Source organism: Kitasatospora sp. NPDC058048, assembly GCF_042885555.1.
In the GTDB taxonomy this organism is placed as follows: domain Bacteria; phylum Actinomycetota; class Actinomycetes; order Streptomycetales; family Streptomycetaceae; genus Kitasatospora; species Kitasatospora lactacystinica.
This window is the reverse complement of the sequence record NZ_JBHVRT010000079.1, coordinates 1-14368: the sequence shown is the minus strand read 5'-3', so window position 1 is coordinate 14368 and position 14368 is coordinate 1. Positions and strand designations below refer to the sequence as shown.

Sequence of the window (14368 nt, the reverse complement as noted above, 5' to 3'; positions counted from 1 at the left end):
CCGGTGCGGCGGCCTCGTCCGGCCGCCGCACCGGGGCGCCGTCGGGTCAGAGCACGACCTCCTTGAGGAGGCCGGTCGCGACGTCGAGGACGAAGCCGCGCACGGCGCCCGTGTGCGGGACGAAGGGGCTGGTGCGGATCCGGGCGGCCGACTGGCGGACGTCCGTCTCCAGGTCGGCGAAGGCCTCGGCGGCCCACGGGGGCTTGACGCCGGTCTCCTCCCGGATCGACTCGCGGAAGGCGTCGTCGCCGAAGGTGAGCATGCCGCAGTCGGTGTGGTGGATGAGGATGATCTCCCGCGTCCCGAGCAGCCGCTGGCTGATCGCCAGCGAGCGGATGGCGTCGTCGGTCGCCACCCCGCCGGCGTTGCGGATCACGTGCGAGTCGCCCTCGGCGAGGCCGAGCGCACCGTAGACGTTGAGCCGGGCGTCCATGCAGGCCAGGACGGCCGTGCGGCGGGCCGGCGGGAGCGGGAGCGGCCCGTCGAAGGCCGCGGCGTAGTCGGCGTTGTTGCGCAGGTAGTGGTCGGTGACGGTTTCGGTCATGGTGGACGGCTGTCCCTTCGGTGCGGTCGGATCGTGGTCGGCCGGGACGTGCGGGGCCCTCCGTCCTGCACGCGCGGGTGCGGGCCGCGTACGCCGAGGGGCGGGCAGCGGGCGGCAGGCAGCGGGCGGCACGGAGCGGCGGCGGTGCCGTTCGAAACGGAACGGAACGGAGCGGAACGGCGCGGCCGGGTGGAGCGGGCGATCAGACGATGACCGGACAGCCTGTGGAGTGGATGCGGCCGAAGTCGATGTGACGACGGCGGACGAGCACGGTCATGCGGGCACCGTACTGCCCGGCGGAGCGACCCCGCCCGGGATTCGCCCGTTCTCCACTCCCCCGGGTGACCGCCCCCGTGGACGCCGGCACCCCGGGCCGGGTGGCCGTCCGGCCGTCCGGCCCGGTGGATGACGGGGCATGGGCCTCCGGCCCTACGTCGGCGCGGCGGCGTACGCCGCAGGTTGGATCATGAACCCATCCTCGCGCCGTACGGGGTGCGGGGCGGCGGAACGGAGACTGGAAGCAATTCCGAGGCACCGATTCTGCACAGAGGACTGGCATGGTTCTGCGAGACGGACGGACGATTTCCGCGCTGACGGTCGGCGCGGTGACGACCGCGCTGGCGGCGCTCACCCCCGTGACGGCGTTCGCGGCGGGCGATCCGCTCCAGCGGTACGCGCAGCAGCAACTCCGTTGGGAGCGTTGCGATGCGGACCGCCCGGCGGCTTTCGAGTGCGCGAAGGTCGAGGTGCCGCTGGACTACGCCGACCCCGGCGGCCGGACGATCGACATCGCGATATCGCGGGTCAGGGCGGGCAGCGCGAAGCAGCGGCACGGCGTGCTGCTGATGAATCCCGGGGGCCCGGGCGGCCCGGGGCTGACCATGCCCGTGGAGATGGAGCCGCTGCTGCCGGCGGAGGTGCGGGACCGGTTCGACCTGATCGGGTTCGACCCGCGCGGTGCCGGGCAGAGCTCGCCGATCGGCTGCGACCTGAAGGCCGACGAGCGGACCTTCCAACACCCGTACTCGGCAGGGACGTTCGCGAAGGACGTGGCCTGGGCCCGGACGGTGGCCGACAAGTGCTGGGCCAAGGCGGGGGACGTGCTGCCGCACATCACCACCCGCAACACGGCGCGGGACATGGACGTCGTCCGGGCGGCACTGGGCGAGCGGAGGATCTCCTACTTCGGGCATTCGTACGGCACCTACCTGGGCGCCGTCTACACCCAGATGTTCCCCCAGCGCTCGGACCGCTTCGTGCTCGACAGCGCGCTCGACCCGTCGCTCGTGTGGCGCGAGGGGTTCCGGGAGGCGTCCGCGGGGGCCGAACTCGCCTTCACCCGCTGGACCGAGTGGGCCGCCGCCCGCAACGCGGCGTACGGACTGGGTGCGACGGCGGCGGAGGTCCGCAGGACGTACTGGGACCTGGTCGCCAACGCCGACCGCACGCCCGTCCCGACCGAGGACGGGTCGCTCGACGGCGACGCCATCCGGTCCGGCTACGCGGCGTTCGTCCACGTCGGGGCCGTCACCCCCTGGATCGTCGCGCTGAAGGCCGCCGCCGCGGGCGGGCCGGCCGCACCGGCGGTGCCGTCGGTCGTTCCGGCGGACAACACGGTCTCCGTCGCGTGGGCCGTCCTCTGCGGCGACACCCGCAGCTGGCCGCGCGACCCCGAGCAGTACCGCCGGGACGCGGTCCGCGACCGGGCCCGGTACCCGCTGGCCGGCGACCTGGGGGCCAACATCCTGCCGTGCGCGTTCTGGAAGCCGGCAGGCGGCGAGCCGGCCACCGTGGTGAACAACGACGTCAAGGCGCTGATCGTGCAGAACCAGTGGGATCCGCAGGCGACACCGGCCATGGCCCAGGGCATGCGGCGAGCGCTGCACGGTGCCCGGATGGTCACGGTGGCCGGCGGCGAGGGCCACGGCGTGGTGGTGGCCGGCCCCTCCTGCGCGGACGGCGGCGTCACCCGCTACCTGACCACGGGCCGGCTGCCCGCGAAGGACCTGACCTGCGGCGCTTAGGGCGTTCCTCCGCCTCCGGGTGCGCCGCCCGGGCGCGCCGCCCGAGCACCGCACCCGAGCGCGGCACCGGCTAGGACAGCAGCTGCGCGGGGACGTCGGTGGCCCGGGTGAACACCGAGACCGGGTACTGGGTGTCGCAGTACTTGTTGCCGGTGGAGACCACGCCGATCACCACGCCGCCTGCCACCAGCGGCCCGCCCGAGTCCCCCTTGCAGACACTGTCCGTCGTGCCGGCCCGCGGCAGGCCGCAGACCTTGAGCAACGGCGAATCGCCGGGCGAGGTGTACGGGTCGCAGGAGGCCGGCGGAGCCAGCGTCAGCTCCGCCTGCTTGAGGTGGGTGCCGGGCCGCCCGTCCGAGCCGGTGCGCCCGAACCCCAGCAGCGTGGCCGGGCGGCCGTACCGGTACAGCGCCTCGTCCCCCTGCCGCGCCACCCGGACCGGTGCCTGCGGCAGCGGACGGTCCAGGGTGAGGACGGCGGAGTCGTGGTCCAGGCCGGGGGTGTAGCGCGGGTCCACCCGGTAGCCCTTCACCCGGCGGACCTGGCCGCCGGAGCCGGTCAGGTCGGTCCGCCCGGCGATCACCCGCAGTGAGGTCGGGTCGGCCGCCTCGGCGACGCAGTGGCCCGCGGTGAGCACCTTGGTCGGCGCGATCAGCGCGCCGGTGCACCACTGCTCGCCCGTGGCGGTCTCCAGGGCCACGACGAACGGGTGGGACCTGGTCGTGGTGTCCGATCCGCCGTGGACGGCGGCGGCCGGGACGGCCCCGGCGGCCAGCAGCCCGGCGGTGGCCAGCAGGACGGCGATCGGGCGGCGGTTCGAGGTGCGCATGGCAGGGCTTCCTTCTGGGTCGGGTGGTGCGTGGCGGGAGGCGTTCGGCGTGCCGGGGGCGTTCGGCCCGACGGCGGGCGGACGGCGCAGGCCGTCATGGCCGTCGCCTCCGCGGAGGCCCGGCGGGTCGGGCGGGTCGGGCGGCCCCTCGGGCTCGGTGCCGGTCGCCGCCGGACCACAGACTGCCCCGGGATCCGTCCCGCCCGCCACCACCGCCCGGCGGTTCGGGACGCTGGAACGGTGGAACCCCCCGTGACCTGCGCTTTTGTCGCCCCCTGGAACGCCGCGGCGGGACGAGGGAGCCCCCTGGAACAGGCCTGGGGAACGGCGCGGCGAACCGGCGCCGGTTCGCCGTCCCTCCGTCACCGCGGCCGGGTGGCCACCCAAGTGACGGGACGGGACGACCCGGGCTTCGATCCGGCTGAAATGTGGTCATTCCGGTGGCGGAGTGCGGCCGTCGTCGGCTTGCGCGAAGGGGCCGCGCCGGTTTGTCTGACATCACGTCACCCGGCATGTCCATCCACGGACGGCTACTTCAGGAGTTGTTGTACGCATGCGAATCCTGCCCGCCGCGGCCGCGTCCGTCGCCCTCGTTCTGGTCCAGCCGGGTCTCGCCGGCGCGGCGGCCGACCCCAGCACCACGGTCACGTTCACCGTCACGTCCGGCGCCCTGTCGATGTCGGTGCCGGCCAGCACCGCCCTCGGCTCGGGAGCGCCCGGCACTCAGATCAGCTCCCCGATCGGCCCCGTGACCGTCACCGACGACCGCGCCCTCCTCTCGGCCTCCTGGACGGTGACCGCCTCGGAGACGGACTTCACCAACGGTTCGTCGACGGTGCCCGCCACCAGAGCCACCTACACGGTCGGGACGGTGACGACGACCGGCACCATCACCGTCACTCCGACGAACGTGACGCTGAGCAACTCCCCGCAGGTAGTGGTCACCGGGAGCGCCGGTGTCGGGGACAACACCGCGAGCTGGGACCCGACGGTCGGCGTCTCCGTGCCGGCCTCCGCCATCGGCGGGACCTACACCGGAACGCTGACCCACTCCGTTGCCTGAGCGCATGAGGCGCGCGCGCCGCTACTGGGTCCTGCTGGCGCTGCTGGCCGTCGTCCAGGCGATCGGTGTGCTGCCGGCGACGGCGGACGGGATGCCCGGGCCCGAGGTCACCGGGGCGTCCGGGCGGCCCGGGGCCGCCGAATCGTCCGGGATGCCCGAGGCCACCGGGACGTCCGGGCACCCCTCCCACCAGCCGACCCCCGCGAAGAAGACCATCGGCATCAGGCTGCTCGACGCCCCGGAGAACCGCCGTGACGACCCCCGGGCGCAGGCCTACATCGTCGACCACGTCGCCCCGGGCACGACCATCGAGCGGCGGGTGGAGGTCACCAACGAGTCGTCCACGCCGATGCACGTCAGCGTGTACGCCGCGGCGGCCACCGTCACAAGGGGACAGTTCGTCTTCGCGGCGGACCGCACACCCAACGAGCTGACCGGCTGGACGTCGCTGGACACGACCGAGCTCGACCTCGCGCCCTCCGGGACGGCGCAGGTGCGCACCACCGTCCGCGTGCCCGGGAACGCCTCCGCCGGCGAGCGCTACGGCGTCGTCTGGGCCCAGACGGGCAACCCGGCGGACCGCTCGCACAACCTGGCGTTCCTGGGCCGGGTGGGGGTCCGGATGTACATCGACGTCGGCCCCGGCGGTGAGCCGCCCTCCGACTTCACGATCGAGCAGGTCACTCCGACCAAAGCCCGCGACGGGCGGAAAGAGGTGCACGCCCGGATCCGCAACACGGGCGGCCGCGCCCTGGACATCGGCGGGTCGCTCTCCCTCACCGACGGACCCGGCGGGCTGCGCGCCGGCCCCTTCCCGGCCAGGTCGGGCACCACCGTGGCTCCGGGAAGCCTCGCGGAGGCGGTCGTCCCGCTCGACGGACAGCTGCCGGACGGCCGGTGGAACGCGGAGCTCACGCTCAGGAGCGGCCTGGTCGAGCGCGGCACGCGCGTCACCGTCACCTTCCCGACGACTCCCGGCAGCGCCGGGGCGGCCGAGGCGTCGACCGTCCAGCCGGGGTACTTCCCCACCCCTGTCGTCGCCGTGCTGTCGACCCTCGCCTTCGCCGTCCTGGGCCTGCTGCTCCCCCGGTTCCGCCGGCGCCGCCGGTGACCGCCCCCGCGGCGGGAACCGCGGCCCGGTGAGGGGCCGGGGACGGTGCGGGAGCCGTCCCCGGCCCCTCGCGTTCGGGTTCCGCGTTCAGCGCAGGACGGCGAGTTCGGCCACCACGGCGCGGTGGTCGCTGCGCGGCAGGGCGTGCTCGGAGACGTCGACGGCGGTCAGCGCCGGGCCGTGCAGGACGTGGTCGATCTGGATCGCGGCCGGGACCGGGTAGTCGGGGTGGTCCTGGGGCCAGGTCGGGAGGAGGCCCGCGCCGAGTTCCTCGTGGGTGTCGGTCAGGCCGGTGCCGATCAGGTCGCGCATCGGCTTGTGGTCGAGGGTGGCGTTGAAGTCGCCCAGCAGGACCGCGTTGCGGGTGCGTCCGGGCGCGGCGGCGCGCAGGTCGTGCAGTCCCTCGGCCCAGCGGCGGGCGTCGCCGAGCGGGTAGTAGGTGTGCACGGCGACCAGCTGCACCGGACGGCCGCCGACGTCGACGGTCAGGTTGGTGGTCGGCCAGGCCGGGTCGGCGGCGGAGCCGACGGGCAGCCGGGTGTAGAGCGCGGTGTCGGTGCCGGCCGGCCGCTCGCGGTGCGGCAGCAGGGCGCGGATGCCGGCCGCGTCCAGCGCGTCGGCGGCGGAGTCGCTCTGCTCCTCGACCGCGAGCACGTCGATCCGCTGGTCGCGCACCAGGTCGACCAGGGACTTCGGCGAGACCTGCCCCATGAAGTTGTTGCTGGTCGCCACCCGCAGCCGGGGCGCGTCGGCCGGCGCGTCGGCCCCGCCCGGGACGAGCCGGGGTATCAGCCACCACAGTTGCAGCACCACCAGCGCCGCCGCGACCCCGGTCAGCCACCGCCCGCGCAGCACCGCCACCGCCACCAGCAGCAGCACGCTGAGCAGCGCCGCGTACGGCAGCCCGGCCATCGGCAGGGCCCACACCGTGCCGTCGTCCCACCCGAACAGCCGCACCGCCACGAGCACGGCCGGGCCCAGCAGCAGCACCCCGCACCCGATCAGCGCGGCGCGACGCCCAGGGCCCCTGCCGGCGGGCGACGCGCTCTTCCGCGTGCTCTTCGCCGTGCCCTTCCCTGCGCTCTTCGTCGCGCTCTTCCGCGTGCTCTTCGCCGTACGGTCCGTCACAGTTCTCCTTCCGGGGGACGGCCGACAGCCTTGATCATCGGCCACCGTCGAGAAGGACGGACGCCCGCGCCCGGGGCCCGGTTCCGCGCCACCGGCCGGGGCCCGGAGCGGGACGTCGGTGCCCGGCGGGGGCCGCGTCCCCTTCCTCACGGGACGGAACGCCTAGCTCATCCGGAAGACCGGCCCGCGCGGGGTGAACGGGAGTGCGGCGCCGCGCGGGACGAGGAAGGCGTGCTCGCGGCGAAGCCGCAGGACGTCGCACTCGCCGTCGGTGATGACCAGGACGGGTGCCCCGGGCGGGAAGTCCTCGGCCCGTTCCAGCAGGTCGACGCCCGGCTGGAGGACGGTGCCGCCGCGCCCGTGCACCCGCAGGCGCCCGGCGATCTCCTCGACCGGGAGGTACCCGGCGTCGTGCGGGGCGGCGTCGCAGTGCACCACCCGGGCGGCCGGGACGTCCCGGGCGGCGGCGTAGGAGGCGATCGCGCCGAGCGCCTTGCCGAGCAGCGCCCGGTCCATCGAGCCGGAGGTGTCCAGGACGACTCCGAAGGTGCAGCGCGGCACCTCCTCCTCGGGGCGGTAGCGGCCGGCCCGGGGGATGTCCGGGGTGGCGGACTGCCGGCGGGCGGGGCGGGAGTAGCTGCGCACCGGTTCCGGGCTCGGCACGAACTCGTCGAACCAGCGGGCCAGTCGGGCGTCCCAGGGCAGTGGGGGGTGGGCGAGTGCGCGGATCTCCTCGACCAGCCCGGCCGGGAGCAGGCCGCGTTCGCGCCGGTGCAGTTCGAGGCCCTGCTGGAGTCCGCGGCGGTAGAAGTCGTCGAGGTCGACGTAGTCCCGGGGCGTTCCCAGCGGTTCGCCGAGGACGTCCGGGCGGTTCTTCCCGGCCAGGGTGGCGAGGCGGCGGATGCGGCGCTGGTCGCGGGCGATCCGGTCGTACACCTCCTCGGCCGACAGGCCGTTCAGCTGCGGATCGTGCAGCAGCCCGTCGGGCATCTCGCCGACGCCCATCTCCAGCAGCCAGCCGTTGATGACGTAGTCCGCGGCGACGTTGAACAGGAACGGGTCGCGTCCGCCGCGGCGCTCGCCGTGCCGCAGGGCGGCGTGCAGGATCTCGTGGCCGAGGATGAACCGCCATTCCTCGTCGCTGTGGTGGCGCAGCGGGTTGACGTAGATCTCGCCGGCCTCGGCGTTGACGGCGGCGACGGCGATGTCGTGGGCGCGGGCGAGTTCGGCGTCGGCCACGACGGTGAGGCCGGCCGCGATGCCGCCGAGCAGGGGGTAGGAGGAGACGAACCAGTTGAGTGCCCTGTTCCAGGGCCGTTCGGGCAGGCGTTCGCCGGTCTCGGTGTCGATCCGGCCGCCGGCCCGGTCCATCGCGGCGGACATGGTGCGGGTGAGCGCGGCGGCGAAGGCCGTGGGCCAGTCCTCGCGGGCCCGGCCGTGGCCGCGCCATTCGACCAGCAGTTGGTCGCGTTCGGCGGTGCCGGCCGTCCCGGCGGTGTCGGGCGCGGGCAGGCCGTCGCGGCGCCAGCGGTCGGCCAGCTCCTCCTCGTCGCCGCCCGGGTACTCCTGCGGGAGGACGACCGGGGCGCGGCCGACCGGGAAGGTGGCGAGGAAGCGGTTGACCACCGCGCAGCGGGCGGCGGCCTGGTGGGTGTCGGGCTGGGTCCGGGTGCCGCGGGCGCCCGGGAGGTGGCCGAAGCCGAGGTGCAGCAGGCAGTGCGCCAGCACCCAGGCCCATTCCTCGGGTTCGGCCCGGCGGCGCGGGTTGACGTGCAGGGTGCCGTTGGAGTCGGCCACTGCCCAGCCGTTCGGCGGCGCGGTGGTGCAGGTCTCGGTGCGGCAGACGTCGGCGCGCAGGGCGGCAAGGGCCGGGTTGCGGCGGAGCAGTTGGAGGCCCTCGGCGAAGGCCTCGGCGCCCGGGTCCGGCTTCTTCCGGTCGGCCGGGGCGTGCTTCACCGGCGGGCCTCGACCAGGCGGGGCATGTCCCGGGCGGCCTCGATCAGGAACCAGGCGGGCAGCACCGGGTTGCCGTCCGAGCCGTCGGCGATCACCGTCTGGGCGACCTCCACCGAGATCTCGGCCAGCTGCACCAGCAGCGACTTGGCCCGGAAGGCGGTCTGCCGTTGCGCCCCGGAGGCGTGCTCCTTGCGGGCGGGCAGTTCCTTGACCAGCCGGCCGCGGAAGGCGTCGGCCAGGTAGTAGAGCAGGTCGCGGTCCTCCAGCCGGTGCGGCCAGCGGGCGTCGCCCTTGAGGATCGCCTCCAGGCCGTAGGAGTTGCGGACGATCTTCGCGTAGCCGCAGAAGGCGACCGCGTGCTGCGCGGTGAGCAGCCCGTGGGCGACGACCTTGAGGGTCGTCTCGTCCAGGGTGGGGCCGAAGGAGTGCAGCGCGTCGGAGAGCATGTGCCAGGCGCGCGGGGTGGAGAACGGCTCCTCGGTCTTGGGCGGGGCGGACCACAGGTGGTCGGGCCGGTCGGTGAGGTGGTCGACGATCCAGGGGTGGATGCCGGCGCCGGCCGCCCAGCGCAGCCAGTCCTCGGCGCTGGCCCGCAGATGGACGTGGACCATGCGGTTGACCAGCGCGGATGCCATCGGGCGGGCGAGCGCGCCGTCGGTGGCGCGGTTCCCGGCGCCGATCACGATCGAGCCGGGCGGCAGCTCGTACGAGCCGATCCTGCGGTCCAGGATCAGCGAGTAGAAGGCCTTCTGGACGTCCGGCGAGGCCGCGTTGAGTTCGTCCAGGAACAGGCAGTACGGCTGGTCGCGGGCGATCTGCTCGGGCGGGCAGAACCGGGAGCGGCCCTCGGGGGTGAGCTGCGGGACGCCGATCAGGTCCTCCGGGGCGAGCTGGGTGCCGACCAGGCTCACGCACTCCAGGCCGAGCGACTCGGCGAACGCCCTGACCAGGGAGGACTTTCCGATCCCGGGGGCGCCCCAGAGGAACACCGGGCGGACGGTGGCCAGGCCGAGCAGCAGCTCGGGGATCTGGGCGGGCGAGACGCTGACTGCTCCCTGCACGGGGCTCCTTCGCGACAACGGTGCGTGACCGGCCCAGTGTGCGGGGGGAGTCGGCCGGGCGCACCTGGATTTTCGGCGGGCCCGGGCGGACCGTACGGGCCGCGGGCCGTACGGGCCGGGGTGTGGACGCGAGGCGCGGTGGGTGACCGGTGCCGGGCCCGGTCGTTGCACACCCGGGGTCGTCCTCGCCGCTCGGGCGACCAGGAGGGTGGAGGTGTGCGCGTCGTGGGGTTGGGCGAGGGTTCGCGGGAGGGTGCGGTGGAAGGGCGGACGAGGCGTCAGTTCCTGGCCGGTGCGGCCTCGTTGGGCGGTTCTCTGGCCGTCGGGCCGGTGGCGGGCGCGGCCGCGCTCCCGCGGGACACGGGCGCCGGCGCCCGCGGTGGCCCGGGGCGGACCGTGGCGGTCCTCGGCGGCGGGGTCTCCGGGCTGAGCGCGGCGCACGAACTGGCCGAGCGCGGCTACCGGGTGACGGTGTACGAGTACTACGACGCGCTCGGCGGCAAGGCCCGCAGCATGGACGTGCCGGGCAGCGCGGCCGGTGGCCGTCGGGCGCTGCCGGGCGAGCACGGCTTCCGCTTCTTCCCCGGCTTCTACCGCAACCTGCCGGACACCCTGCGCCGCATCCCGTACGCCGGCAACCCCGGTGGCGTCCACGACAACCTGCGCGACGCCACCCAGGCGCTGCTGGCCTTCGACGCCCCGCGCCCGGGACTGCTCCTCCCGTTCCGGTCCGTCACCCGCCCGCTCGACCTGGGCGACCTCGCCCCGGACGCCCTGCGGCGGACCCTGGCCGGTGCGCTGGACGAGGTGCTGCACCTGCCCGCGGGCGAGCTCGCCTACTTCGTGGACCGGCTCCTGGTCCACCTGACCAGCTGCGACGTGCGCCGCGAGGAGCAGTGGGAGCGGGTGCCGTGGTGGGACTTCATCAGGGCGGGGCGGATGTCCCACGACTACCAGCGCCTCCTCGGGGTCGGCCTGACCCGGGACCTGGTCGCGACCCGGGCCGAGCGGGCCAGCACCCGTACGGTGGCCCGCACGGTCGTCGAGGCCTTCCTGCTGAACGGGCTGCTCGGGCGCGGCGGCGACGGGCAGCCCGACCGGGTGCTCAACGGCCCCACCAGCGAGGCCTGGATCGACCCGTGGACGGCCCATCTGGCCTCGCTGGGCGTTGAGTTCCGCACCGGGACCGAGGTCCGGGAGGTGCTGTACGCCGAGGGCCGGATCACCGGGGTCCGGGTGGCGCCGGCCGGCGGCGGCGCCGCCGGGACGGTGCGGGCGGACTACTACCTGAGCGCGCTGCCGGTCGAGCACGCCCGCGCCACCTGGGGCCCGGGGCTGCGCGCCGCCGATCCCCGGCTGGCGCGCTGCGACGCGATCGGCACGGACTGGATGACGGGCATCCAGTTCTACCTGCGCCGCCCGGTGCGGCTGGTGCACGGCCACGCCGTCTGCCTGGACTCCCCGTGGTCGCTCACCGCGGTCGGCCAGGCGCAGTTCTGGGACCGGGACTTCGCGGCCGCGTACGGCGACGGTACGGTGCGCGACTGCCTCTCGGTCTGCGTCTCGGAGTGGGACCGGCCCGGGATCCTGTACGGCCGGACGGCCAAGGAGTGCACCCGCGAGGAGGTGGCCCGCGAGGTCTGGGCGCAGTGCCGGCGGGCCTTCGAGCGGCCGGGCGGCGGGTGGCCGGCGGACGCGGACGTGCACGGGTGGTTCCTCGACCCGGCCGTCACCGGTCTGGGCGGGCCGGCGCCGGCCAACCGCGAGCAGTTGCTGGTCCACCCGGCCGGAACGCTCTACGACCGGCCCTCCGCCGCGACGGCGGTGGGCAACTTCTTCCTGGCCGGCGACTACGTCCGCACCGATGTCGACCTGGCGACCATGGAGGGCGCCAACGAGTCCGCGCGGCGCGCCGTCAACGCCCTGCTGGACGCGGACGGTTCGAGCGCCGGTCGCTGCCGGGTCCGGGGGCTCTTCCGGCCCCCGGAGCTGGAGCCGCTCAAGCTGGTCGACGAGGCCCGCTACCGCCTCGGCCTGCCGAACACCTTCGACCTCGGGTGACCCGCCGCACTCCCCCGGCGGCACGACCCCGCCGCCTCGGGTCGCATGCGAACTCACGGAGCGGTATCAGAACTTGATGCGATTTCCGGCCCGTTCCGCGTCACACGCACCGGTGAACGTGCCCCGAAACGGGGACGTACACGACCGGTTGCGGCTCTCCTGGGGGCCCTGTCGGGATCGGGCGTCTGCCCGCCGATCATGAGAGTGGGGCCCAGGTGGGGACGAGAGGACGAAGGACGTGGGTCGCGCGGGCCGCGGTGCTCGCCGTCGCGCTGACCGGCAGCGGGCTGCTGACGGCACCGCCGGCGTTCCCGCAGGGCGCGGACGGGGCGGTGACGGTCCGGGTGGTCCGGGCCGTGGACGCCTCGGGCGCGTGGACGCCCGCGCTGGAGCCGGGGCTGGCGGGCGTGCGGGTGACGCTCACCGGCGGGGACCGGGTTCGTGTCGAGGGCACCACGGCGGCCGACGGGACGGTGACGCTGGCACCGCCGCCGCGCCGGGACCACGGTGGCAAGTACCGGGTGCGGGTGGTGAATCCGAAGCCGGGCGTGCTGTTCCCCGTCTTCGCCTCGCGGCAGGGTCTGGACGGCGCGCCGAACCTGCTGAGCTCCAACGAGGAGTTCGTCGACCTCTCCGGCGGCGGGAACGTCTCGTACACCACCGGGCTGTGGAGCCCCGGCGACTACTGCCAGAGGAACGCCCCCCTGGTGACGACCTGCCAGAACACCACGTGGGGAGGCGGTGCGCAGCGCACGCTGGTGTCGTTCCCGTACGGTGCGCGCGGCCAGGACGGCGTGGACGTGAACGTCACGGACATCGCCACCGACGCGCAGACCGGCACCCTGTTCGGCATCGCGTGGAACCGGGCCGACCGGCGGGTGTTCTCCTCGGCGGCGGCCAAGCGCACCACGGGCTACGGCCCGGGCGGCCCCGGCGGGATCTACGTGACCGACCCGGCGCGGAACAGCACCACGCTGTTCACCACCGTCCCGGACGCCGGGGGCACCGCGCACGGGCCGGACGCGGACGACGCGTTCCTGGCGGTGCCGGGCAAGGAGAGCCTCGGCGGGCTCAAGGTGACGGACGACGGCAGGGATCTGTTCGTCGTCAACCTCAACGACCGTCGGCTGTACCGCTACGATGCCACCTCGGCGACCGCGGCGGCGCCGAAGGCCGTCTACCCCGTCCCGGAACCGGGCTGTGCCTCGGCGGCGGACTGGCGCCCCTTCGGTCTGGGCCTGCAGGACGGGACCGGCTACCTCGGCGGCGTCTGCTCGGGCGAGTCGACGGGCGCGGTGTCGGACCTGCGGGCGGTCGTGCTGCCCTTCGACCCGGCCACCGGCCGGTTCGGGCCGGCCGTGCTGGACCAGCCGCTGGACTACCCACGCCAGTCGACCGTCGGCGCGGGCCCGTGCGACGGCGCGGGCTGGTTCCCGTGGACGGACACCTACCCGACCACGCAGAACGGCCAGGCCTGCTCCGGCTACCGCGCCCAGCCGGAGCCGGAGCTGGGCGAGGTCGGCTTCGAGGCGGACGGCTCGATGCTGCTGGCCTTTCGCGACCGCCTCGCCGACCGGGCGACGGGCCAGGCGGCGGCGGGCGCCGCCGTCGGCGAGGTGCTGTCGGGCGGCGACCTGAACAAGGCCTGCCCGGCGAACGGCACCTACGTGCTGGACACCAACAACGGCTGCGGTCTCTCGCCCCGGGGCACCCGCTTCTTCGACACCAGCCGGATGGGCTTCCACCACAACGCGGCCTACGCCGGCATGGCGCTGTCCAAGGTCGAGACCACCATCGGGACCTCCGGGTTCGACCCCAACGACACGGCCTTCGGCTACGGCACGGCCTTCGTCCAGCGGGCGGACGGCCGGCAGGACCCGAGGGTCGGGCTGCGGCTCAACCCGGCGAACGTCCCCGCGCCGTTCGGCAAGGGCGCCTCGATGGGCGACCTGGAGGTGCTCTGCGACCGGGCACCGCTGCAGATCGGCAACCGCGTCTGGTACGACCCCGAGCGCACGGGCCTCCAGGAGCCGGGCCAGCTCCCGGCGGCGGGCGTCACCGTCCACCTGTACGACGGGGCGGGCCGGCTGGTCGGCACGGCGGGGACGACGGCGCGCGGCGAGTACTACTTCGACGACTCGAACGTGGACGGCGGCCTCCGGCCGCACACCGGGTACACGATCCGGCTGGACAACCCGTCCGACTACGCCGAGGGCGGTCCGCTGCACCGGTGGGTGCCCACCAGGCACGACGTCGGCGAGGACCCCTTCGTCAACTCCAAGGGCGTCGTCCCGCCGGGGGGAAGGTATCCCGAGCGGGCGCTGACCACCGGCGGGCCGGGCGAGAACGACCACACCCTCGACTTCGGTTTCCGGCGCTGCGGGTGCGGCCACTGACGCGGGTCGGGCACGACCGGGGCAGTTGGGGGCCGGTTCTTCCGGTCGGGGTGTGCGGGGGGTCGTGAAACGGGCGCGAGGGCCTGCGTCCGCGCGAGATGCGCGGGCGCAGGCCCTCGTGGGTCACTCCGGTGGTCCCTGTCCGGCCCCCGGGGTGAGGGGGGAAGCCGGTGTGTCGGCTTAGTACCAGTGGTG

10 protein-coding genes are annotated in these 14368 nt (G+C 74.8%); 5 read left to right on the top strand and 5 right to left on the bottom strand.

Annotation, left to right across the window (positions count from 1 at the left end):
- Window positions 1–46: 46 nt before the first annotated feature.
- On the bottom strand, window positions 47–544 hold the full coding sequence (locus ACFVVA_RS41385) for a beta-class carbonic anhydrase (protein ID WP_387695869.1): 498 nt from the start codon (window positions 542–544) through the stop codon (window positions 47–49).
- Window positions 545–1101: 557 nt separating this feature from the next.
- Between ACFVVA_RS41385 and ACFVVA_RS41380 the strand changes: the two genes are divergently transcribed.
- A complete protein-coding gene (locus ACFVVA_RS41380) occupies window positions 1102–2568 on the top strand; it encodes an alpha/beta hydrolase (protein WP_387695868.1) in 1467 nt (488 codons plus the stop codon).
- A 70-nt stretch (window positions 2569–2638) separates the two neighbouring features.
- Here ACFVVA_RS41380 and ACFVVA_RS41375 read toward each other — a convergent pair whose 3' ends face one another.
- Window positions 2639–3397 carry a S1 family peptidase gene (locus ACFVVA_RS41375; RefSeq protein ID WP_387695867.1) on the bottom strand — a complete coding sequence of 253 codons (759 nt, stop codon included), beginning with the start codon at window positions 3395–3397 and terminating at the stop codon, window positions 2639–2641.
- Between the two features lie 553 nt (window positions 3398–3950).
- On the opposite strand from ACFVVA_RS41375, the gene ACFVVA_RS41370 reads away from it, so the two are divergent.
- A complete protein-coding gene (locus ACFVVA_RS41370) occupies window positions 3951–4460 on the top strand; it encodes a hypothetical protein (protein ID WP_387695865.1) in 510 nt (169 codons plus the stop codon).
- A 4-nt stretch (window positions 4461–4464) separates the two neighbouring features.
- Window positions 4465–5571 (top strand): peptidase, encoded by a 1107-nt coding sequence (locus ACFVVA_RS41365; RefSeq protein WP_387695864.1) that lies wholly within the window; start codon window positions 4465–4467, stop codon window positions 5569–5571.
- A gap of 87 nt (window positions 5572–5658) precedes the next feature.
- Here ACFVVA_RS41365 and ACFVVA_RS41360 read toward each other — a convergent pair whose 3' ends face one another.
- The 3 genes from ACFVVA_RS41360 to ACFVVA_RS41350 form a co-directional block, all read right to left on the bottom strand.
- Complete coding sequence (locus ACFVVA_RS41360; protein WP_387695863.1) at window positions 5659–6699, bottom strand: endonuclease/exonuclease/phosphatase family protein; 1041 nt, start codon at window positions 6697–6699, stop codon at window positions 5659–5661.
- A 162-nt stretch (window positions 6700–6861) separates the two neighbouring features.
- Window positions 6862–8655, bottom strand: coding sequence for a hypothetical protein (locus tag ACFVVA_RS41355; RefSeq protein WP_387695862.1), 1794 nt, complete (start codon window positions 8653–8655; stop codon window positions 6862–6864).
- Window positions 8652–9716, bottom strand: a complete 1065-nt coding sequence (locus ACFVVA_RS41350; protein WP_359899165.1) for a MoxR family ATPase — start codon at window positions 9714–9716, stop codon at window positions 8652–8654. The genes ACFVVA_RS41355 and ACFVVA_RS41350 overlap by 4 nt, the downstream gene beginning before the upstream one ends.
- Window positions 9717–9974: 258 nt before the next feature.
- Between ACFVVA_RS41350 and ACFVVA_RS41345 the strand changes: the two genes are divergently transcribed.
- Together ACFVVA_RS41345 and ACFVVA_RS41340 are read left to right on the top strand one after the other, a co-directional pair.
- The gene (locus ACFVVA_RS41345; RefSeq protein WP_387695861.1) at window positions 9975–11777 is read left to right on the top strand and encodes an FAD-dependent oxidoreductase; all 1803 of its coding nucleotides are present in this window, start codon (window positions 9975–9977) and stop codon (window positions 11775–11777) included.
- Window positions 11778–11992: 215 nt separating this feature from the next.
- Entirely contained in the window at window positions 11993–14173 is a 2181-nt protein-coding gene (locus tag ACFVVA_RS41340; RefSeq protein WP_387695860.1) for an SdrD B-like domain-containing protein, read from the top strand.
- Window positions 14174–14368: the final 195 nt, after the last annotated feature.